Source organism: Curtobacterium sp. YR515 (assembly GCF_900113095.1).
Classification (GTDB): Bacteria; Actinomycetota; Actinomycetes; order Actinomycetales; family Microbacteriaceae; genus Curtobacterium.
In genome coordinates, this window is the sequence record NZ_FOOD01000005.1 from 32,764 (window position 1) to 49,578 (window position 16,815).

General features: G+C 72.4%; 17 protein-coding genes. 11 read left to right on the forward strand and 6 right to left on the reverse strand.

Annotation, left to right across the window (positions count from 1 at the left end):
* Nucleotides 1-366: 366 nt before the first annotated feature.
* From BM028_RS14405 to BM028_RS14425, 5 genes are all read left to right on the forward strand, one after another.
* Entirely contained in the window at nucleotides 367-852 is a 486-nt protein-coding gene (locus BM028_RS14405; RefSeq protein WP_092387824.1) for a flagellar protein FlgN, read from the forward strand.
* Between the two features lie 4 nt (nucleotides 853-856).
* Entirely contained in the window at nucleotides 857-2,278 is a 1,422-nt protein-coding gene (flgK, locus tag BM028_RS14410; protein WP_092387394.1) for a flagellar hook-associated protein FlgK, read from the forward strand.
* A gap of 2 nt (nucleotides 2,279-2,280) precedes the next feature.
* Nucleotides 2,281-3,162: a flagellar hook-associated protein FlgL gene (flgL, locus tag BM028_RS14415; RefSeq protein ID WP_070418825.1), complete on the forward strand. Its 882-nt coding sequence runs from the start codon at nucleotides 2,281-2,283 to the stop codon at nucleotides 3,160-3,162.
* Nucleotides 3,159-3,533: a flagellar assembly protein FliW gene (gene fliW, locus BM028_RS14420; protein WP_092387396.1), complete on the forward strand. Its 375-nt coding sequence runs from the start codon at nucleotides 3,159-3,161 to the stop codon at nucleotides 3,531-3,533. The genes flgL and fliW overlap by 4 nt, the downstream gene beginning before the upstream one ends.
* 265 nt (nucleotides 3,534-3,798) lie before the next feature.
* Nucleotides 3,799-4,722 carry a PDDEXK family nuclease gene (locus BM028_RS14425; protein ID WP_092387398.1) on the forward strand — a complete coding sequence of 308 codons (924 nt, stop codon included), beginning with the start codon at nucleotides 3,799-3,801 and terminating at the stop codon, nucleotides 4,720-4,722.
* On the opposite strand, the gene BM028_RS14430 is transcribed toward BM028_RS14425, so the two are convergent.
* Complete coding sequence (locus tag BM028_RS14430; RefSeq protein WP_092387400.1) at nucleotides 4,709-5,350, reverse strand: hypothetical protein; 642 nt, start codon at nucleotides 5,348-5,350, stop codon at nucleotides 4,709-4,711. The two genes, BM028_RS14425 and BM028_RS14430, sit on opposite strands and share 14 nt — an antisense overlap.
* Nucleotides 5,351-5,389: 39 nt before the next feature.
* On the opposite strand from BM028_RS14430, the gene BM028_RS14435 reads away from it, so the two are divergent.
* Nucleotides 5,390-6,292 (forward strand): hypothetical protein, encoded by a 903-nt coding sequence (locus tag BM028_RS14435; RefSeq protein WP_175496091.1) that lies wholly within the window; start codon nucleotides 5,390-5,392, stop codon nucleotides 6,290-6,292.
* A gap of 96 nt (nucleotides 6,293-6,388) precedes the next feature.
* On the opposite strand, the gene BM028_RS14440 is transcribed toward BM028_RS14435, so the two are convergent.
* Nucleotides 6,389-7,357: a beta-ketoacyl-ACP synthase 3 gene (locus BM028_RS14440; protein WP_092387404.1), complete on the reverse strand. Its 969-nt coding sequence runs from the start codon at nucleotides 7,355-7,357 to the stop codon at nucleotides 6,389-6,391.
* 120 nt (nucleotides 7,358-7,477) lie between these two features.
* Between BM028_RS14440 and BM028_RS14445 the strand changes: the two genes are divergently transcribed.
* Nucleotides 7,478-8,449 (forward strand): aldo/keto reductase, encoded by a 972-nt coding sequence (locus BM028_RS14445; protein WP_071295380.1) that lies wholly within the window; start codon nucleotides 7,478-7,480, stop codon nucleotides 8,447-8,449.
* A 127-nt stretch (nucleotides 8,450-8,576) separates the two neighbouring features.
* Here BM028_RS14445 and BM028_RS14450 read toward each other — a convergent pair whose 3' ends face one another.
* The 3 genes from BM028_RS14450 to zapE form a co-directional block, all read right to left on the reverse strand.
* Nucleotides 8,577-9,233: a tyrosine-protein phosphatase gene (locus BM028_RS14450; RefSeq protein WP_092387406.1), complete on the reverse strand. Its 657-nt coding sequence runs from the start codon at nucleotides 9,231-9,233 to the stop codon at nucleotides 8,577-8,579.
* Between the two features lie 309 nt (nucleotides 9,234-9,542).
* Nucleotides 9,543-10,817 (reverse strand): ammonium transporter, encoded by a 1,275-nt coding sequence (locus tag BM028_RS14455; protein ID WP_070418818.1) that lies wholly within the window; start codon nucleotides 10,815-10,817, stop codon nucleotides 9,543-9,545.
* 272 nt (nucleotides 10,818-11,089) lie between these two features.
* Nucleotides 11,090-12,133: a cell division protein ZapE gene (zapE, locus tag BM028_RS14460; protein ID WP_092387408.1), complete on the reverse strand. Its 1,044-nt coding sequence runs from the start codon at nucleotides 12,131-12,133 to the stop codon at nucleotides 11,090-11,092.
* Between the two features lie 113 nt (nucleotides 12,134-12,246).
* Between zapE and BM028_RS14465 the strand changes: the two genes are divergently transcribed.
* A complete protein-coding gene (locus BM028_RS14465; protein ID WP_092387410.1) occupies nucleotides 12,247-13,152 on the forward strand; it encodes a sulfurtransferase in 906 nt (301 codons plus the stop codon).
* Nucleotides 13,149-13,601 (forward strand): SufE family protein, encoded by a 453-nt coding sequence (locus BM028_RS14470; RefSeq protein ID WP_071295259.1) that lies wholly within the window; start codon nucleotides 13,149-13,151, stop codon nucleotides 13,599-13,601. The genes BM028_RS14465 and BM028_RS14470 overlap by 4 nt, the downstream gene beginning before the upstream one ends.
* A gap of 70 nt (nucleotides 13,602-13,671) precedes the next feature.
* Here BM028_RS14470 and BM028_RS14475 read toward each other — a convergent pair whose 3' ends face one another.
* Nucleotides 13,672-14,895, reverse strand: coding sequence for an alpha/beta fold hydrolase (locus tag BM028_RS14475; protein WP_092387412.1), 1,224 nt, complete (start codon nucleotides 14,893-14,895; stop codon nucleotides 13,672-13,674).
* Between the two features lie 23 nt (nucleotides 14,896-14,918).
* On the opposite strand from BM028_RS14475, the gene BM028_RS14480 reads away from it, so the two are divergent.
* Together BM028_RS14480 and BM028_RS14485 are read left to right on the forward strand one after the other, a co-directional pair.
* Nucleotides 14,919-15,503, forward strand: a complete 585-nt coding sequence (locus BM028_RS14480) for a DUF3000 domain-containing protein (protein ID WP_070418813.1) — start codon at nucleotides 14,919-14,921, stop codon at nucleotides 15,501-15,503.
* The gene (locus BM028_RS14485) at nucleotides 15,496-16,806 is read left to right on the forward strand and encodes an HRDC domain-containing protein (protein WP_092387414.1); all 1,311 of its coding nucleotides are present in this window, start codon (nucleotides 15,496-15,498) and stop codon (nucleotides 16,804-16,806) included. The genes BM028_RS14480 and BM028_RS14485 overlap by 8 nt, the downstream gene beginning before the upstream one ends.
* Nucleotides 16,807-16,815: the final 9 nt, after the last annotated feature.

Consider the following 16,815-nt stretch of genomic DNA (forward strand, 5'->3'; position numbering starts at 1 on the left):
CGGCCTCGGATGGCCGGTGCGTACGCCGAAGACCCACCCGGGTCCCTCCGGGTGGTGCACCGTGCGTCCCTGCGACGCGGTGCGGGGTGTCCCCCGCGGTGCGCTTCGAATGTATCGGCTGGCAAAGCCCTGAGTGGGTGCACAACCGTCCCCAAAGCGGGGGTGAGCGGGCGTTATCCCGGTCGGCATTTGGGGGGACCCCGGCCCGGGAACGCGCGTTCTTGTCCCCCGATGTGGGTGATTCCCTGGAGGCGCGGGTCGTGTCCGGCAGGCGCGGTCACCCGGTCGGTGCTTACGCCCGGCACCCGCGACCCGATAGGTCCCGGTGTCCGCAGGATGACCGACACACCCCACCGGGAGGAGCTGATGAGCGTGAACGAACTGTCCGCCGTGCTCTGGCGCGAACGCGAACTGCTCGAGCTGCTCACCTTCAAGCTCGAGGAGGAACAGCTGCTCCTCGCGGCCGGTCGCTCCCGCTGGGTCTCGCACGCCAGCCGCGAGGTCGAGCAGGTCCTCGAGCGCCTCCGCAGCACCGGTCTCGAGCGCGCCGCGTCGAGTGCCGAGGTCGCCGAGGAGTGGGGCGTCGCCGCCGACGCTCCCCTGCGCGAGGTCGTCGCCGCTGCGCCGAACGGCCCCTGGGGCGAGATCCTCGCCGCCCACCTCACCGCGATGGTGGAGCTCACCACCCAGATCGGGGCGCTCCGCGACGAGAACGACCGCTTCCTCCGTGCCGCCGCGCAGGCGACCGAGGAGACGCTCGCCGGGTCCGTCACCGGTGCCGCCACCTACGACGCCAGTGGTACCTCGGGTACGCGCACGGACGGCGCACGACTCTTCGAGGGGACCCTGTAGCACCGTGGTCAGCACCTTCGGCTCCCTCGCCACCGCCTACTCCGGCCTCGCCGCGGCCCGCGCCGGCATCGACGTCACCGGGCAGAACATCGCCAACGCCGGCACCGCCGGGTACACCCGCCAGCGCGTCTCGCAGTCCTCGATCCCCGCCGCCCAGACCGGGTTCATGCGCGGGACCGCAGCGCTCGCGGGCCAGGGCGTGTCCGTCGACGGCATCGCCCGCCTGGCGTCCCTCACGCTCGACGCCGGCGTGCGGGTGGCCTCCGGCTCCTCGGCCTACGCCGACGCCCGCGCCACCGCACTCGCCGCGCTCGAGAACGGGCTGAACGAACCTGGTGACGACGGGCTCGCCAGCAAGCTCGACGCCTTCTGGTCCTCGTGGAGCGAGCTCTCCAGCCACCCGGACGACCCCGGTGCCGCCAGCGCCGTCATCGGCGCCGCGAAGACCGTCGCCAGCGCGCTCGCCAGCGGCTCGAAGGCGATCGACGCACAGTGGACGAGCGTCCGCGGCACCGTCGACGGCCAGGTGCAGCAGCTCAACGACGCCGCGTCGCAGGTCGCCGACCTGAACGGTCGGATCCGCACCGCGCTGGCGTCCGGCGGGAACGCGAACGAGCTGCTGGACCAGCGCGACCAGCTCACCCAGCAGATCGCCTCGCTGGCCGGCGGCACGGTCCGACAGAACACCGACGGCACCGTCGACGTCCTCATCGGCGGCAACGCCATCGTGCAGGGCACCGATGCCCGCTCCGTGGCGCTCGGCGGCGGGCAGCGCATGGCCGACGGTGCCGCGGTCACCCTCACCTGGACCTCGGGCACGGCCGGCGCGGTCGCCCTGTCCGGCGGCTCGATCGGCGGGAACCTCTCACTGCTCGCCCCCGCGACGGCGAACGGCACCGGCGGAGCACTCGCCGAGGCGTCCGCGTCGTACGACCAGGTCGCGACGAAGCTCGCCACCGCGGTCAACGCCGTGCACGCCACGGGGACGACACCGACCGGTGCCACCGGGACCCCGTTCTTCACCCTCGCGGCCGGCGTCCCGGCTGCCCAGGGCCTCTCGGTCGTCCCGACCGACGGCAGCGGCCTGGCGACGCGGAACGCGGCGGGGGAACTCGACGACTCGTTCACCGACGCGCTCTCGCGACTCGGCGCGGCCTCCGACGGTGCCGACCGCTCCTGGGCGACGTTCGTGGCGGGGGTGGGCAGCGCCTCCAGGTCCGCCGCGTCGGAATCGACGCTCACCGGACTCGCGCTGACCAACGCGCGCACGCAGCAGCAGTCGAGTGCCGGTGTGGACCTCGACGAGGAGAACGTCAACCTGCTGAGCTACCAGCACGCGTACCAGGGCGCCGCGCGGGTCCTGACCGCCGTCGACGAGATGCTCGACACCATCATCAACCGCGTCGGACTCGTCGGGAGGGGCTGACCGTGATCACCCGTGTGACCACCCAGATGTCGATGACGGCCGCGAGCGCCAGGCTGCAGGCCGGCGCCGCGAAGCTCGCGCAGCTCACCGACCAGGCGACGACGCTGAAGAACATCCAGCGGCCGTCCGACGACCCCGTCGGGACCGCCTCGTCGATGCAGGTGCGCAAGGAGCAGGCGGCCGCCGCGCAGTACACGCGCAACGCGAACGACGCAGCCGGCTGGCTCGCCACGACCGACAGCGCCCTGTCGAGCGTGTACTCCGTGCTCAACAACGTGCGGGACCTCACCGTGCAGGCGGCGAACAGCGGCACCATGAGCGACACCGACCGCGACGCGTTCATCACGCAGTTCCAGTCCCTCAAGTCCGAGCTCGAGTCCCGGGCGAACACGACCTACGGCACGCGATCGGTGTTCGCCGGATCGTCCACCGCCGCCACCGCGTACGACCCGGCGACCGGGTGGGCGTCCTCCGGCACCGACGTCACCCGACGCATCGGCGACGGCACCACCGTGCGGGTCGACACCGCCGGCACCGCGGTGTTCGGCTCGGGGAACTCGTCCGTCTTCGCCATGATCGACTCGATCGTCGGCGACCTGCAGAACGGCGTGAACGTGAACCCCCGCATCAACGACGTCGACGCCGCGATCAGCACCGTCCGCGGCATCCAGGCCGACGTCGGCGTCCGGCACGCCGCGGCCCTCTCCGCGCAGGACTCCCTGAAGAGCGCGACCGTGTCGCTCGAGAACCGGCGCGCCGGCATCGAGGACAAGGACCTCGCGAAGGCCGTCCTCGACCTGCAGGTGCAGCAGACCAACTACCAGGCAGCCCTCGCCGTCACCGCGAAGGTCCTGCAGCCGACCCTGATGGACTACCTCCGATGAGCATCGACCTGACCTTCGCCGTCCCGCCGTTCGGCCTGGCGCCCGCCCCCGTCTTCACGCTGACGCCCGTGGACAGCGCCGACGGGCTCTTCACCCTCGTCGGGGGTTCCTCGCGCTTGTTCGTGCTCGACGCCGCGGTGCACCTGCCGTCGTACGCGCCGGAGCTCACGGACGAGCAGGCCGCCGGGCTCGGGCTGACCGCACCAGAGGACGCGATGCTGCTCGTCGTCGCGAACCCGGGCGGCGCCGACGGCGGGACCACGGTGAACCTGCTCGCGCCGATCGTCGTGAACGCCCGGACGTCGGTCGGAGCGCAGCTCATCCTCGAGGAGCAGGACCTGCCGCTGCGCGCGGAGCTCGCCGCGCGCTGAGCGCTGGCGGCCGCGGCCCGGCCCGGGTTCCGCGCGTGTTTCGACATCGCGCGAGTCGATCGACGCGTGCTTCGTCGGAACCTGCACACGCATGAGATGCACGTGCATGGAGCGACATCACGCCTGACGATCGACGGGTGTCTTGTCGGTCGATGTACACGCACGGATCACCCTCGGTCCTCCACAGGCGGGTCGATGACCGGAGGTGTCCACGGATCCGGCGGCACGGACGCCCGGGGACCGACGCGGGCGCGACCCTGGGGCGGTGAGCAGAGCAGACGACATCGAGATCATCCGCACGACCGGGCTCCCGAGCGCGGAACGGCGGCACCTCGAACGAGCCGTTCTCCGTGGGCAGCTGGTCCGGATACGGCCCGGCGTGCTCGTGCAGCAGGGTGCGCTGGACGATCTCCTGCCCGAGCATCGGCACCACGTGCTCGTGCGGGCCTCGATCCACCGCGCACGCCCGAGCGACCTGGTCTCGCACGAGTCCGCGTGCGCCGTGCTCGGACTGCCGTTCGTGGGGCCGTGGCCACCGAAGGTGCACGTGTGCGATCCGACCTCCCCGGACACCCGCGTCACAGCCTGGTTCGTCCGACACGGTTCCGAACACCGACCGCCGTTGGGTCGCACCCGGGCGAACGAGATCGCCGCGACCGATGCGGCCCGGACGGCGGTGGACCTGGCGGCGTCACGACCGCTGATCCACTCGCTCCCCGTCATCGACCACGTGCTCGGCCGTGGCCTCGCGACCACGACGGAGCTCGAGCGCGAGGCGGGCTCGCTGCGCAAGGGACGGACGAAGGCGGGGGTCGCGATCGGGATGGGGTCGGGGCTGTCCGGGTCGCCGGCGGAGTCGGTGTGCCGGGTCCGGTTCCGGCAGCTCGGCGTCCCGCAGCCCGTGCAGCAGCACACGTTCCGACGGCCCGGGGAACGCACGGCGATCGTCGACTTCTGGTTCCCCGAGGCCGGCGTGGTGGTCGAGGTGGACGGCCGAGGGAAGTACGAGGACCCGGCGATGCTGGGCGGCTCCACCACCGCCGACGCCCACTGGCAGGAGAAGCAGCGCGAGGACTTCGTGCGCTCCTTCCCCGAGGTCCGCGCCGTCGTCCGGCTGACCTGGGCGGACCTGATGGATCCCGAGCGGGTCCGGGCGAAGCTCCGACGGGCGGGGATCACGTGCCGGTGAACCGCGGAGCGTCCGGGTGGTGGGCCCGCTGGCGCTCGACACCGGAGACCGTGGCACGGCCGACGACCACGTCGCCCGCTCCGAGTCGGACGCCGTGGATCCGCCCCGTGCCCTTGACCACGGCGCCGCGCCGGTCCGGGTCCGGGTCGTGGCGGTCGGCCCCGGCGCCGAGGACGACGTCACGGATCGAGACCGTCCCGATCACCTGCGCACCGGCTCCGATCGTCGCCGGTCCCTCGACGAAACAGCCACCGGACAGCCGCGCATCCGCGCCGATCTCCACGTCGGCACTCCCGGAACCGGACGAGGCCGCACCGACCGCGACGACCGTGACCGGACCGGGCCCGAGCTCCGCCCGACCGATCTCGACGCGCGACCCCTTCGCGAGGACCGTCACCGGCCCCGGCCCCAACCGCGCCCCCGCGCGGACGACGACGGTCCCGGTCCCCCGGCTCTCGAGGACGGCACCCGGGTACACCACGACGCCCGGCTCGATGACCACCGAGCGACCGACCAGCACGGACGCCGGGTCCAGGACGAGCACGTCCGGCGCCAGTGCCGCGACCTCGTCCGGCGTGAGGAATCCGGCAGCGCGCCGTGCTGCATCGAGTGCGTGTGCAGGGGTCATCCGACGAGCCTCCCATGCGTCCGGCGTACCGTCGTCTCCATGGCCCGAGAGCAGAAGGACCAGGCGATCGTGCCCTTGCCGGCAGCGCCTGTGGCCTCCACCCCCACCGACCCCAACGCGCGCACTCCCGAGCAGACCCAGCCGGCCGGCTGGGTCAAGATGCTCGACCGGGTGCTGAGCGTGCAACGCCCCGTCGTCGTGGCCCACGTGCGGGCACTCCGCCGTCGGCACCCCGACTCGACCCCGGCCGAGATCATCCAGATCCTCGAGCGGCAATACCTCGCGGCGGTGACCACGGGCGGTGCAGCCGTCGGCGCGAGCGCGGTGATCCCGGGCGTCGGCATGGCGGCGGCCCTCGGGTTGAGCGGCGCCGAGACCGTCGGCTTCCTCGAGACCACGGCTCTGTTCGCGCAGTCCGTGACCGAGGTGCACGGCATCGCGCTCGACGACCCCGAGCGCGCCCGCATGCTCGTGATGGCGATGATCCTCGGTTCGCCGGGCACCCAGCTCATCAACCAGCTCGCGGGCCAGATCGCCGGTGGACAGGTCCGCACCGCGTTCTGGGGCGAGATGGTGACGTCGTCCCTCCCGAAGCAGGTCGTGAACGGCATCGGCGGACAGGTGCGCGACCAGTTCATCAAGCGCTTCGCCGCGCGGCAGGGCACGACGATCGTCGGTCGGGCCCTCCCGTTCGGGATCGGCGCGGCGGTCGGTGGCCTCGGGAACCACGCGCTCGGGCGGAAGGTGATCCAGGCCTCGCGGACGGGGTTCGGGCTGCCCCCGGCGCAGTTCCCGATCGTGCTGGAACCGAAGTCGGGCAAGGAACCGAAGCCGGCCAAGGAACCCAAGCAGGCCAAGGCGCCGAAGGAACGGCGGGCGATCGGGCGTCGGAAGGGCCGCGAGGACCTCTGGGCCGACACCCCGGACCGCACCGGCGACTGACGGTCACACCCACCGGCCGGACGCAACCGACGGACGGACGGGAGGCGCGGTGCCAGCCGGCACCGCGCCTCCCGTCCGTCCCAGCGCAAGCCCGCCTCAGCGCCCCCGCACCGGCGTCGTCACCACCTGCCCAGCGTGCGCGAACCCGCCCCCGAACCCGAACAGCAGTGCCGGCACCCCCTCGGGGAGGTCCCCTCGGGCCCACGCCTTCGACAGCCCCAACGGCACGCTCGCCGCCGACGTGTTCCCCGACTCGACGACGTCCCGCACCACGAACTTCGACTCCCCGCCGAGGGCGTGCACGAGCGGCTCGATGATCCGCAGGTTCGCCTGGTGGAACGCGAACACCCCGATGTCGTCCATCGTGAGCCCCGCAGCGGCGACGGCTGCCCGGGCGTGGTCGGCGGCCTCGGTGATGGCCCAGCGGTAGATGGAGCGACCCTCCTGGCTGAAGCGCTCGGGGTCGCCGGAGACGAGCACGGCCTCCTCGAGGTGCGGCACGCTCCCCCACGACACCGGGCCGATCTGGGCCTCGTCGGACGCACCGAGCACGGCGGCACCGGCACCGTCCCCGACGAGCACGCACGTGGATCGGTCGGTCCAGTCGACGATGCCGGACAGCACCTCCGAGCCGACGACGACCGCGATGTCCGTCGACCCGACCCGGATCGCCTGGTCGGCCAGCGCGACGCCGTACTCGAAGCCGCTGCAGGCGGTGTTGATGTCGATGGGTGCGGCGGCGGGCGACAGGCCGAGCGCCGCGGCGACCCGACCGGCGGTGTAGGGCGCCCGGTCGCGGTGGGTGGTGGACGCGACGATGACCAGTCCCACGTCGGAGGGCGCGACGCCGGCGTCGGCGAGGGCGTTCCGCGCTGCCTCGATCGCCATGGAGGTCACGGTGTCCGACGGTCCGGCGATGTGCCGGGTCTCGATCCCGGTCCTCGTGCGGATCCACTCGTCGTTCGTGTCGACCATGGTCGAGAGCTCGTCGTTGGTCAGGACGCGTGCTGGCTGGTGGTGGCCGAACCCGAGGATCCGGCTGCCACGGAGTGCTGGGGTGTTCACGAGACCGCACGCTACTCCCCTGCGCAGCCCGCTCATGCCCGGCGCGGCATGGAGCGCACCCTCCGAGGCGGGTACCCACAGGGCCTGCCTGCGGAGACCGGGACCGCGTAGACCTGGACCATGGACTACACACACCTCGGCCGCACAGGGTTGTCGGTCTCACGAGCCGTGCTCGGGACCATGAACTTCGGCCCGGAGACCAGCGAGGACGACTCGCACGCCATCATGGACCGGGCCCACGAGCTCGGCGTCAACTTCTTCGACACCGCCAACGGCTACGGCGGCTCGGTGGGCAAGGGCGCCACCGAGGAGATCATCGGCCGCTGGTTCGCCAAGGGGGGCGGGCGGCGGGAGAAGACCGTCCTCGCGACGAAGGTCTACGGCGACATGATCGACTGGCCGAACGGCGGGAAGCTCAGCGCGTACAACATCCGCCAGGCCCTCGACGCGAGCCTGCAGCGCCTCCAGACGGACCACATCGACCTCTACCAGTTCCACCACGTCGACCGTGCGACCCCGTGGGACGAGATCTGGCAGGCGATCGACGTCGCCGTGCAGCAGGGCAAGGTGCTCTACGTCGGCTCGTCGAACTTCGCCGGGTGGCACATCGCCCAGGCCCAGGAGGCCGCCGCGCGCCGGAACACCCTCGGCCTCGTCAGCGAGCAGTCGATCTACAACCTCGTCGTGCGCGACATCGAGCGCGAGGTCCTCCCGGCCGCCCGTGAGTACGGCCTCGGCGTGATCCCGTGGTCGCCGCTGCAGGGCGGCCTCCTCGGTGGCGTCATCGAGAAGACCGAGAACGGCTCGCGTCGCCTCTCGGGCCGCAGTGCCGAGTACGTCGAGGGCCACCGCGACCAGCTCACCGCCTACGAGTCCTTCGCGAAGGAGCTCGGGCACACCCCGGGCGAGCTCGCCCTCGCATGGCTCCTGCACCAGCCCGGCGTCACGGCGCCGATCACCGGCCCGCGCACCATGGAGCAGTGGGAGTCCGCGGTCCGCGCCGTCGACATCCGCCTCGACCAGCGTGCGCTCGACCGGCTCGACGAGATCTTCCCGGGGCACAAGACCTCGCCGGAGGACTACGCCTGGTGACGCGCTGACGCCACCACGTCGCTGACGCGACCCATGACGGGAGGCGCGGTGCGGGTCCGACCCGCACCGCGCCTCCCGTCCGTCCGTACGTCCAGAGCCGGACCCGCGTCGCGCGCGCAGCCACCGGTCAGAGCACAGCGATCTCCTCGTCCCGCAGCCCGATGCTGCGGAGGTACCCGTCCACCGAGCCCCACCGCCGCTCGACGCGCTCGACGACCGTCGTCATGATCTCCGGGACGCAGCGGTGGCCGATCGCCGTCGCCACGGGGTCCGTGCTGGCGGCGCGTTCGGCGGCGAACCGCTCGACGAGCCCGGCGGCGCTGGCCGCGTAGTCCGCACCGACGGCGTCGAGGTCGGCACCCCAGTGCCGGGCGAGCAGCGCGCTCACGATGCCGGTCCGGTCCTTGCCCGCGGCGCAGCAGACGAGCACGTCGCCGTCCGCGGTGGCGATCGTCCGCAGTGCCGCGGCGATCCCGGAGCGGTGCCGGTCGAGCCAGTCGGTGTACTGGTCCTCGAGGTGGACGGCCTCGGCGGCGGACTCGATCGCCGAGGCCGGGTCGAAGAGCGGCACGGAGCGGTAGGCGGGCGTGGCGGCGAGCGGGTGCGGCACCGCGTCCGTCTCGTCCACGCGGCGCAGGTCGACCACGGCGGCGAGGCCCGCCGGGTACGCGGCGGGGGCGACCGGGTCGGTGTTCGCCCGGTACACCGTGCGTCGGCGGCCGTGCTGGAGGCCGGGTCCCCCGACCTCGCGGAGGTTCGTGAGCGTGTTCGACGTCGTCGTCATGGCTCCACTCTGCCGGACGCGGGGCGCCGGGCGCGTCCGTCGGCCGCGCGCCCGCCGGCCGGGCCGCGTGCCCGGGCGGCCGCCGCGCCGCGAGCCCCGCCGGCCGGGCGCCTGCCGCGCCGCACAACCAAACTCACCCCGAACCACGCGATCGCACGGCTCGGGGTGACTTCCCTTGTGCGAACCCGCCCCGCACCACCGGCGCGCGCCGCCACGCGCGCCCGCGCCGTCACGGCCCGCGCCCCGCACACGACGACGGGCCCCGCGCTGCTGTGTGCGCGGGGCCCGTCGTGACGGTGTGGCAGCGAACTACCGGACGGAGACCGGGGTCTCGTCGCGCTCCTCGTAGAGGACGTAGCCCTCTTCGCCGTGGACCGCGGTGTCGATGCCGGCGACCTCGTCCTCGGTCTTCACACGGAAGCCCATCGTCTTCTCGATGATCCAGCCGATGACGAAGGCGAGGATGAACGAGTAGAGACCGACCACGCCGGCAGCGGCGGCCTGCTTGCCGAGCTGCGTGAACGAGCCCGAGTAGATCAGGCCGGTGTCGTTGGCGAAGAAGCCGAGGTACAGCGTGCCGACGATGCCGCCGACCAGGTGGACGCCGACGACGTCGAGCGAGTCGTCGAAGCCGAGGCGGTACTTCCAGTCGATCGCGAAGCAGCAGATGATGCCCGCGAGGAAGCCGAGCAGGATGCCCCAGCCCGGGGTGAGCGCGGCGCACGCCGGGGTGATGGCGACGAGGCCGGTGACGGCGCCCGACGCGGCACCGATCGAGGTGGCCTTGCCGTCCTTGAGCTTCTCGACGAGCAGCCAACCGAGGATCGCGGCGGCCGGGGCGGCGAGGGTGTTGACCCAGGCGATCGCGGCGATGCCGTCCGCGGCACCCTCGGAACCGGCGTTGAAGCCGAACCAGCCGAACCACAGGATCGCGGCACCGAGGAGCACGAAGGGCGGGTTGTGCGGCTTGTGCGCACCCTTGGCGAAGCCGACGCGCTTGCCGAGGACGATCGCCAGCGCGAGACCCGCGGCACCGGCGTTGATGTGGACCGCGGTGCCACCGGCGAAGTCGATGACGCCCCAGGTCGCCGCCCAGCCGGACGTGAGGTTGAAGACCCACGAGGCGACCGGGAAGTAGACGACCGTGACCCAGACGCCGGCGAAGACCATCCACGCGCCGAACTTGGCACGGTCGGCGATCGCACCGGAGATGAGGGCGACCGTGATGATCGCGAAGGTCGCCTGGAAGCCGACGAACGCCATCGAGGGGTACGCGGCGTTGATCGTCGAGGCCTTGGCCTCCTCGAACGCCTGCCCGAGGCCGATCTGGTTCCAGTCGATGCTGAAGAAGCCGACGACACCGGACACCGCCGTGCCGTCACCGTGGTTCGCGAAGGCGATGGCGTAGCCGTAGACGACCCAGAGGACGCTCACGAGCGCGATCGCTCCGAAGGACATCATCATCATGCTGATGACGGACTTGGCCTTCACCAGACCGCCGTAGAAGAAGGCCAGGCCGGGTGTCATGAACAACACCAGCGCCGCCATGACCAACACGAACGTCGTGTTGCCCTGATCAAGCATCTGTTCACCTCTCGATTGCACCAGCGGCTCTTGGTCCGCGTCGGGTGTCACCGAGTCTGGCGAGGCGAGGTTTCACGAGGGAGCACGAAGTGTTTCGCGGATGTAACGCGACGGCCCGGTGTGTAAACGTCGTGTTTCGTCCGTCGGGCAGTCCCCTGGACGGGGGCCACGAGTTCTCCCGGTCCGTCCGGACGGTGTCCGACAGCCGTCGCGGAACGGGGCCTGGAGGCGCGGCGCAGCGGGGCACCGGCTCCTCGCGACCGGCAGGCGGCTCAGTCCACGACGCGGGTCAGCGCCACGACGCGGCTCGCCGCACGCAGGTACTTCTTGCGGTACCCGCCGTCGAGCATCGACTCGGGGTACACCTGGTCGAGCGGGGTGCCCGACGCCACGATCCGGACCTGCGCGTCGTACAGCCGGTCCACCAGCGCGACCCACCGGAGCGCATCGGTCTGGTCGGTGAAGGGCTGCACGTCGGTGAGGCCGACGGCGTCGAGGTCCTCGACCATCGCGACGTACTTCGACGGGTGCACGGACGCGAGGTGCCCGACCACCGCCCGGAAGTCGTCGAGCGTGACGCGTCCGCCGGGGAGACCCGCGGCGACGTCGGCCACCACGCCCGCCGACTCGTCGACCGCACGCCGGCGGAAGTCGAGCCCGTCGATGCGCATGGTGTCGAACCGGTCGGACATCGCCTGGATCTCGCGCAGGAAGTCCTGCGCAGCGAACCGTCCCTCGCCGAGCGCGCCCGGCGGCGTGTTCGAGGTGGCGGCGAACCGCGTGCCGGTCTCGGTGAGCTCCTTGATGAGGCGCGTCATCACCATCGTGTCACCGGGGTCGTCGAGCTCGAACTCGTCGATGCACACCAGCGCCGTCCCGCGCAGCAGGTCGACGGTGCCCTGGAACCCGAGGGCCCCGACGAGCGCCGTGTACTCGATGAAGGTGCCGAACGTCTTCCGGCCGGTGGCGGCGTGGTAGGCGGCGGCGAGCAGGTGGGTCTTCCCGACGCCGAACCCGCCGTCGAGGTAGACGCCGGACTTCACGGTCGACTCCGCCACGGGCTTCCGGCGACCGAACAGCCCCCGGCGAGGCTGGTCGGCGGGACCGGCGACGACGAAGGCCTCCACCGCGTCGCGGACCGCCGCCTGCGACGGGTACTCCGCGTCGGGCCGGTAGGAGGCGAACGACGCGTCGGCGAACTGGGGCGGCGGGACCAGCGACGCAGCCATCTGCTGCGGGGTCACCTGCGGGTCGCGGTCGACGAGGTGTTCAGGCGCGGTGTTCGCTGACAATCGGGGCAGTCCTTCGGGAAGCATGTCGTGGGGTGTCACGTTGCGTCAGGAGCACGGCACGCCCGCGTACCGTTGCCCACAGGCACCGACGACCGATCCTAGTCCGGTGCCGGATGACCACCTGGAGGTAGCCCACCATGACCGCACCGGTCGACACGTCCGAGAAGTTCACCGCCTACGCCCACCCGGAGCGGCTCGTCTCCACCGAGTGGTTGCAGGAACACCTGGACGCCGGCACCCCGGACCTGGTCGTCGTCGAGTCCGACGAGGACGTCCTGCTCTACGAGACGGGCCACGTCCCCGGTGCCGTGAAGATCGACTGGCACACCGACCTCAACGACCCGGTGCTCCGCGACTACATCGACGGCGAGGCCTTCGCCGAACTGCTCGGCAGCAAGGGCATCGGCCGCGAGACCACCGTGGTGATCTACGGCGACAAGAACAACTGGTGGGCCGCCTACGCCCTCTGGGTCTTCTCGCTGTTCGGCCACGAGGACGTCCGTCTCCTCGACGGCGGCCGGGCGAAGTGGATCGCCGAGGACCGCGCGCTCACCACCGACCAGACCGTGGTCACGCCGGTCGAGTACCCCGTCGTCGACCGGATCGACACCGAGATCCGCGCCTACAAGGACGACGTGCTCGCCCACCTCGGCAAGCCGCTGATCGACGTCCGCAGCGCCCCGGAGTACGCCGGCGACCGCACCACCGCGCCGGACTACCCGGAGGAGGGCGCCCTCCGCGCCGGCCACGTCCCCACCGCCGTGAACATCCCGTGGGCCACCGCCGCGGCACCGGACGGCACCTTCAAGACCCGCGAGGAGCTCGACGCGATCTACCGCGACGGCGCCGGCATCGGCGACGCGGACGAGGTCATCGCCTACTGCCGCATCGGCGAGCGGTCGAGCCACACCTGGTTCGTTCTGCAGCACCTGCTCGGGTACGACAACGTCCGCAACTACGACGGCTCGTGGACCGAGTGGGGCAGCGCGGTCCGCGTCCCGATCGCCGTCGGCACCGAACCGGGTACGATCACCGACCGATGACCGACGCACTCCCCCAGTCCCTCGCCGAGATCCGCGACGACTTCCTCGAACTCTCCCAGCAGGACCGCCTGCAGCTGCTCCTCGAGTTCTCGAACGAGCTCCCGGCGCTTCCAGAGCGCCTGCAGGGGCACGAGGACGAGCTCGAACGCGTCGAGGAGTGCCAGTCCCCCGTCTTCATCACGGTCACCGTGGGTGCGGACGGCGACGCGCCCGGCATCGTCCGGATGCACGCCACGGCACCGCGCGAGGCACCGACCACGCGGGGCTTCGCGTCGATCCTCGCGCAGGGGCTGTCCGGCCTGACCGCCGAGCAGGTGCTCGCCGTGCCGGCGGACTACCCGCTGACGATCGGGCTGAGCGAGGCGGTCAGCCCGCTGCGGATCCGCGGCATGGTCGGGATGCTGGGCCGGGTGCAGCGGCAGGTGCAGGCGCAGGCCGCGGTCGCGTAGACGTCACCACACACGGACGGAGGCGCGGTGCCAGCTGGCACCGCGCCTCCCGTCCGTCTGCCGGTCGCGTCTACTGCTGGTGGGTCGCGCTGGTGGGCTGGACCACCTCGGTCAGCCACGCGAGGATGCGGGCGTCGAACCAGTCGGCGTCGTGGTTCCAGAGCTTGGTGTGCCGGGCGGTCGTCTGCACCTCGAGCCGCACGATGTCGGGCCGGGCCTCGGCGAGGGCGTGCGACGCAGAGGACGGGACGAACCCGTCGTCGTCGCTGTGCATGAGCAGGATCGGCACGTGCAGCTCGTCGGCCCGCGCGACCATGTCGAGCTGCCGCAGGTCGACCGGCTGCCGCAGGCCCGTGAGCCGGTGCAGGACCGGGGTGCGGAGCAGGCGCTGCGCGACCTTCCGGACCGGCCGCGGCAGACGGAGCAGCTGGCTCTGCGACTTGAGCACCGCGTGCCAGTCGACCACGGGCGACTCGAGCACGACACCGTCCACGAGGTCCGCGAACGCCGACCGGACCAGCGTCTGCAGCACGACCGCGCCGCCCATCGACCAGCCCATCAGGACGACGCTCGACGCACCCTGCCCGGCGAGCCAGCGGAGGACCGCGTCGATGTCCTCCCACTCGGTGCTGCCGAGGCCGTAGCGGCCGTCGACGCTCCGCGGGGCGACGCCGTCGTTGCGCCAGCTCGCCAGCACCACGGAGTACCCCGCCGCCCGGAAGACCGGCACCGCGCGGATCGTCTCGGCGCGGGTCACCCCCCTACCGTGCACGAGGACGGCCCACGGCGCGTCCGGGTCGTCGGCACGGACCACCCAGGCGGGTGCGGGGCCGTTCGGGGTGGGGACGTCGATGTCCTCGACCGGGACGTCGAGCTCGCCCGGGGTCAGGTAGAACCAGCCGCCCCACCGACCCCGGCGGGCAGCGGTGGGGTCGCCGGCGTCGATCGCGATGATGCGGCGGGTGACGGTCGTGTCGGTGGTGCCGAGGACCTCGCCGACGCGCATGTGCCCGGTCCCGCCGCCGAACCAGAGGCTGTAGCGGCCCTGCAGTTCGGTGTCCGCGGTGCGCTCGAGCGTCACCGTCCGACGCACGGGGTCGACGGCGTGGATCGGGACGCGTTCGGTGCGCTTGCGGTCGGGGGTGACCACCGCTCGGGCCACCGCCGCGACGAACCCGCCGATCACCGCGGTGGTGACGGCGGCCGCTGCGATGCCCGCTCCCAGTGCGACGAACCCGGCCGATCGTGCGGTCTCCTGGACGACGTCCTCGGCGGGTCGCGCGGATCGGGACATGGTCCGGAGCCTAGTCTGCATTCGTGTCCGAAACCCGAGAGCCCGACGCCTTCGCGCGGCTCCGTGCGTTCGTGGCGTCCGGCGGCGCGCGCGCCGAGACGACCGTCACCGAGATCCCCTCGCCGTCGCGCATCGCCCCGTTCTCGATCGCCCTGGCGGCGGACGTCTCGGGTGCGGCGCACGGCATCGACTCCGACCTCGGGACGGGCCGGTTCATCGCCCTGCACGACCCGGACGAGCCCGAGGGGTGGGGCGGGTCGTTCCGCATCGTGACCTTCGCCCAGGCACCGCTCGAACCCGAGATCGGTGTCGACGAGTTCGTCGCCGACGTCACGTGGAGCTGGCTCGTCGACGCCCTCGCCGCGCACGGTGCGACCTACGACCACGCCTCGGGCACGGCGACCAAGATCATCTCCCGCGGCTACGGCGACCTCGCGGCGCAGGGCGACGGGGCGCAGCTCGAACTGCGCGCCTCGTGGACCCCGCGCGGGGACGACCTCACCGCACACGTCGAGGCGTGGGAGGAGATCGTGGCGATGCTCGCCGGTCTCCCGCCCGCGTCGGACGGCGTGACCCTGTTGGCCCCGAGGAGGCTCGCACGTGACTGACCCCGCATCTCCGGCCGGGGCGTCGCCCGCTGTCCCGTCGGCGTCGCCGGCCGTTCCGCCGTCGGCTGCTCCGTCCGCGGCGTCGCCGGCGTTCGAGGCGTCGCACGACGCGGTCCACGTGATCGCCTCGCGCGAGGAGTACCTCGACGCCGTCGCCGCCATCGCGGCGGGCCACGGCCCGGTCGCCGTCGACGCCGAGCGCGCGAGCGGCTACCGGTACTCGCAGCGGGCGTACCTCATCCAGGTGTTCCGCCGCGGTGCCGGGGCGTTCCTCTTCGACCCGATCCCGATCGGCGACTTCTCCGAGCTCCAGGACGCGATCGTCGACGAGGAGTGGCTCTTCCACGCCGCGTCGCAGGACCTGCCCTGCCTGCAGGAGGTCGGCCTCGTCCCGACCCGCATCTTCGACACCGAGCTCGGTGCCCGCATCGCCGGGTTCCCCAGGGTCGGCCTCGGTGCCGTCGTGGAGCAGCTGCTCGGGATCACGCTCGCGAAGGCCCACTCCGCCGCGGACTGGTCGACCCGGCCGCTCCCGCAGTCGTGGTTGGTGTACGCGGCACTCGACGTCGAGCTGCTCCCCGACCTCCGTGACGCGCTCGCGGCGAAGCTCGACGAGGCGGGCAAGTCCCGCATCGCCGAAGAGGAGTTCGCCGCCGTCCTGACACGGGCGCCGAAGCCGCCGAAGGCCGAGCCGTGGCGCCGCCTGTCCGGCATGCACGCCCTCCGTGGCTCCAGGGCACTCGCGATCGCCCGGTCGCTCTGGACCGCACGCGACGCCTACGCCCGCGAAGCCGACATCGCGCCGGGTCGCACCATCCCGGATTCGGCGATCGTCGCGGCCGCGGCGGCGAACCCGGCCTCGAAGGGCGAGCTGAGCGGGGTGAAGGCCTTCACGGGTCGTGCCAGCCGGTCCGAGCTCGACCGCTGGTGGGCCGCAGTCGACGAGGGCCGCACGACCGAGGACCTCCCGCGGCTCCGCGGCACCGGCGAGGCCACGCTGCCGCCGCCCCGGGCCTGGGCCGACCGCAACCCGGCAGCCGACCGCCGGTACAAGGCCGCACGGGCCGCCGTGGTGCAGCGCGCCGAGGAGCTCGACCTGCCCGTCGAGAACCTGCTCACGCCGGACACCCTCCGCACGGTGTCGTGGGAGCCGCCGATGCCGATCGCCACCGAGACCGTCGGTGCCGTGCTCGCCGCGCACGACGCCCGCCCCTGGCAGGTCGAGGAGACGGCGTCGATCATCGCGCACGCCTTTGTCGCTGCTGCACAGGAGCCTGCTGCCGAGAGCAACACCGAGTCGTAGGAACGCCCC

Coding starts and splice junctions, on each gene's coding strand:
- fliW (WP_092387396.1), top strand. CDS start 3,159: ATGAGCATCGACCTGACCTTCGCCGTCCCGCCGTTCGGCCTGGCGCCC.
- BM028_RS14430 (WP_092387400.1), bottom strand. CDS start 5,350: ATGACCCCTGCACACGCACTCGATGCAGCACGGCGCGCTGCCGGATTC.
- BM028_RS14435 (WP_175496091.1), top strand. CDS start 5,390: ATGGCCCGAGAGCAGAAGGACCAGGCGATCGTGCCCTTGCCGGCAGCG.
- BM028_RS14465 (WP_092387410.1), top strand. CDS start 12,247: ATGACCGCACCGGTCGACACGTCCGAGAAGTTCACCGCCTACGCCCAC.
- BM028_RS14455 (WP_070418818.1), bottom strand. CDS start 10,817: ATGCTTGATCAGGGCAACACGACGTTCGTGTTGGTCATGGCGGCGCTG.
- BM028_RS14450 (WP_092387406.1), bottom strand. CDS start 9,233: ATGACGACGACGTCGAACACGCTCACGAACCTCCGCGAGGTCGGGGGA.
- BM028_RS14445 (WP_071295380.1), top strand. CDS start 7,478: ATGGACTACACACACCTCGGCCGCACAGGGTTGTCGGTCTCACGAGCC.
- BM028_RS14475 (WP_092387412.1), bottom strand. CDS start 14,895: ATGTCCCGATCCGCGCGACCCGCCGAGGACGTCGTCCAGGAGACCGCA.
- zapE (WP_092387408.1), bottom strand. CDS start 12,133: ATGCTTCCCGAAGGACTGCCCCGATTGTCAGCGAACACCGCGCCTGAA.
- BM028_RS14405 (WP_092387824.1), top strand. CDS start 367: ATGAGCGTGAACGAACTGTCCGCCGTGCTCTGGCGCGAACGCGAACTG.
- BM028_RS14470 (WP_071295259.1), top strand. CDS start 13,149: ATGACCGACGCACTCCCCCAGTCCCTCGCCGAGATCCGCGACGACTTC.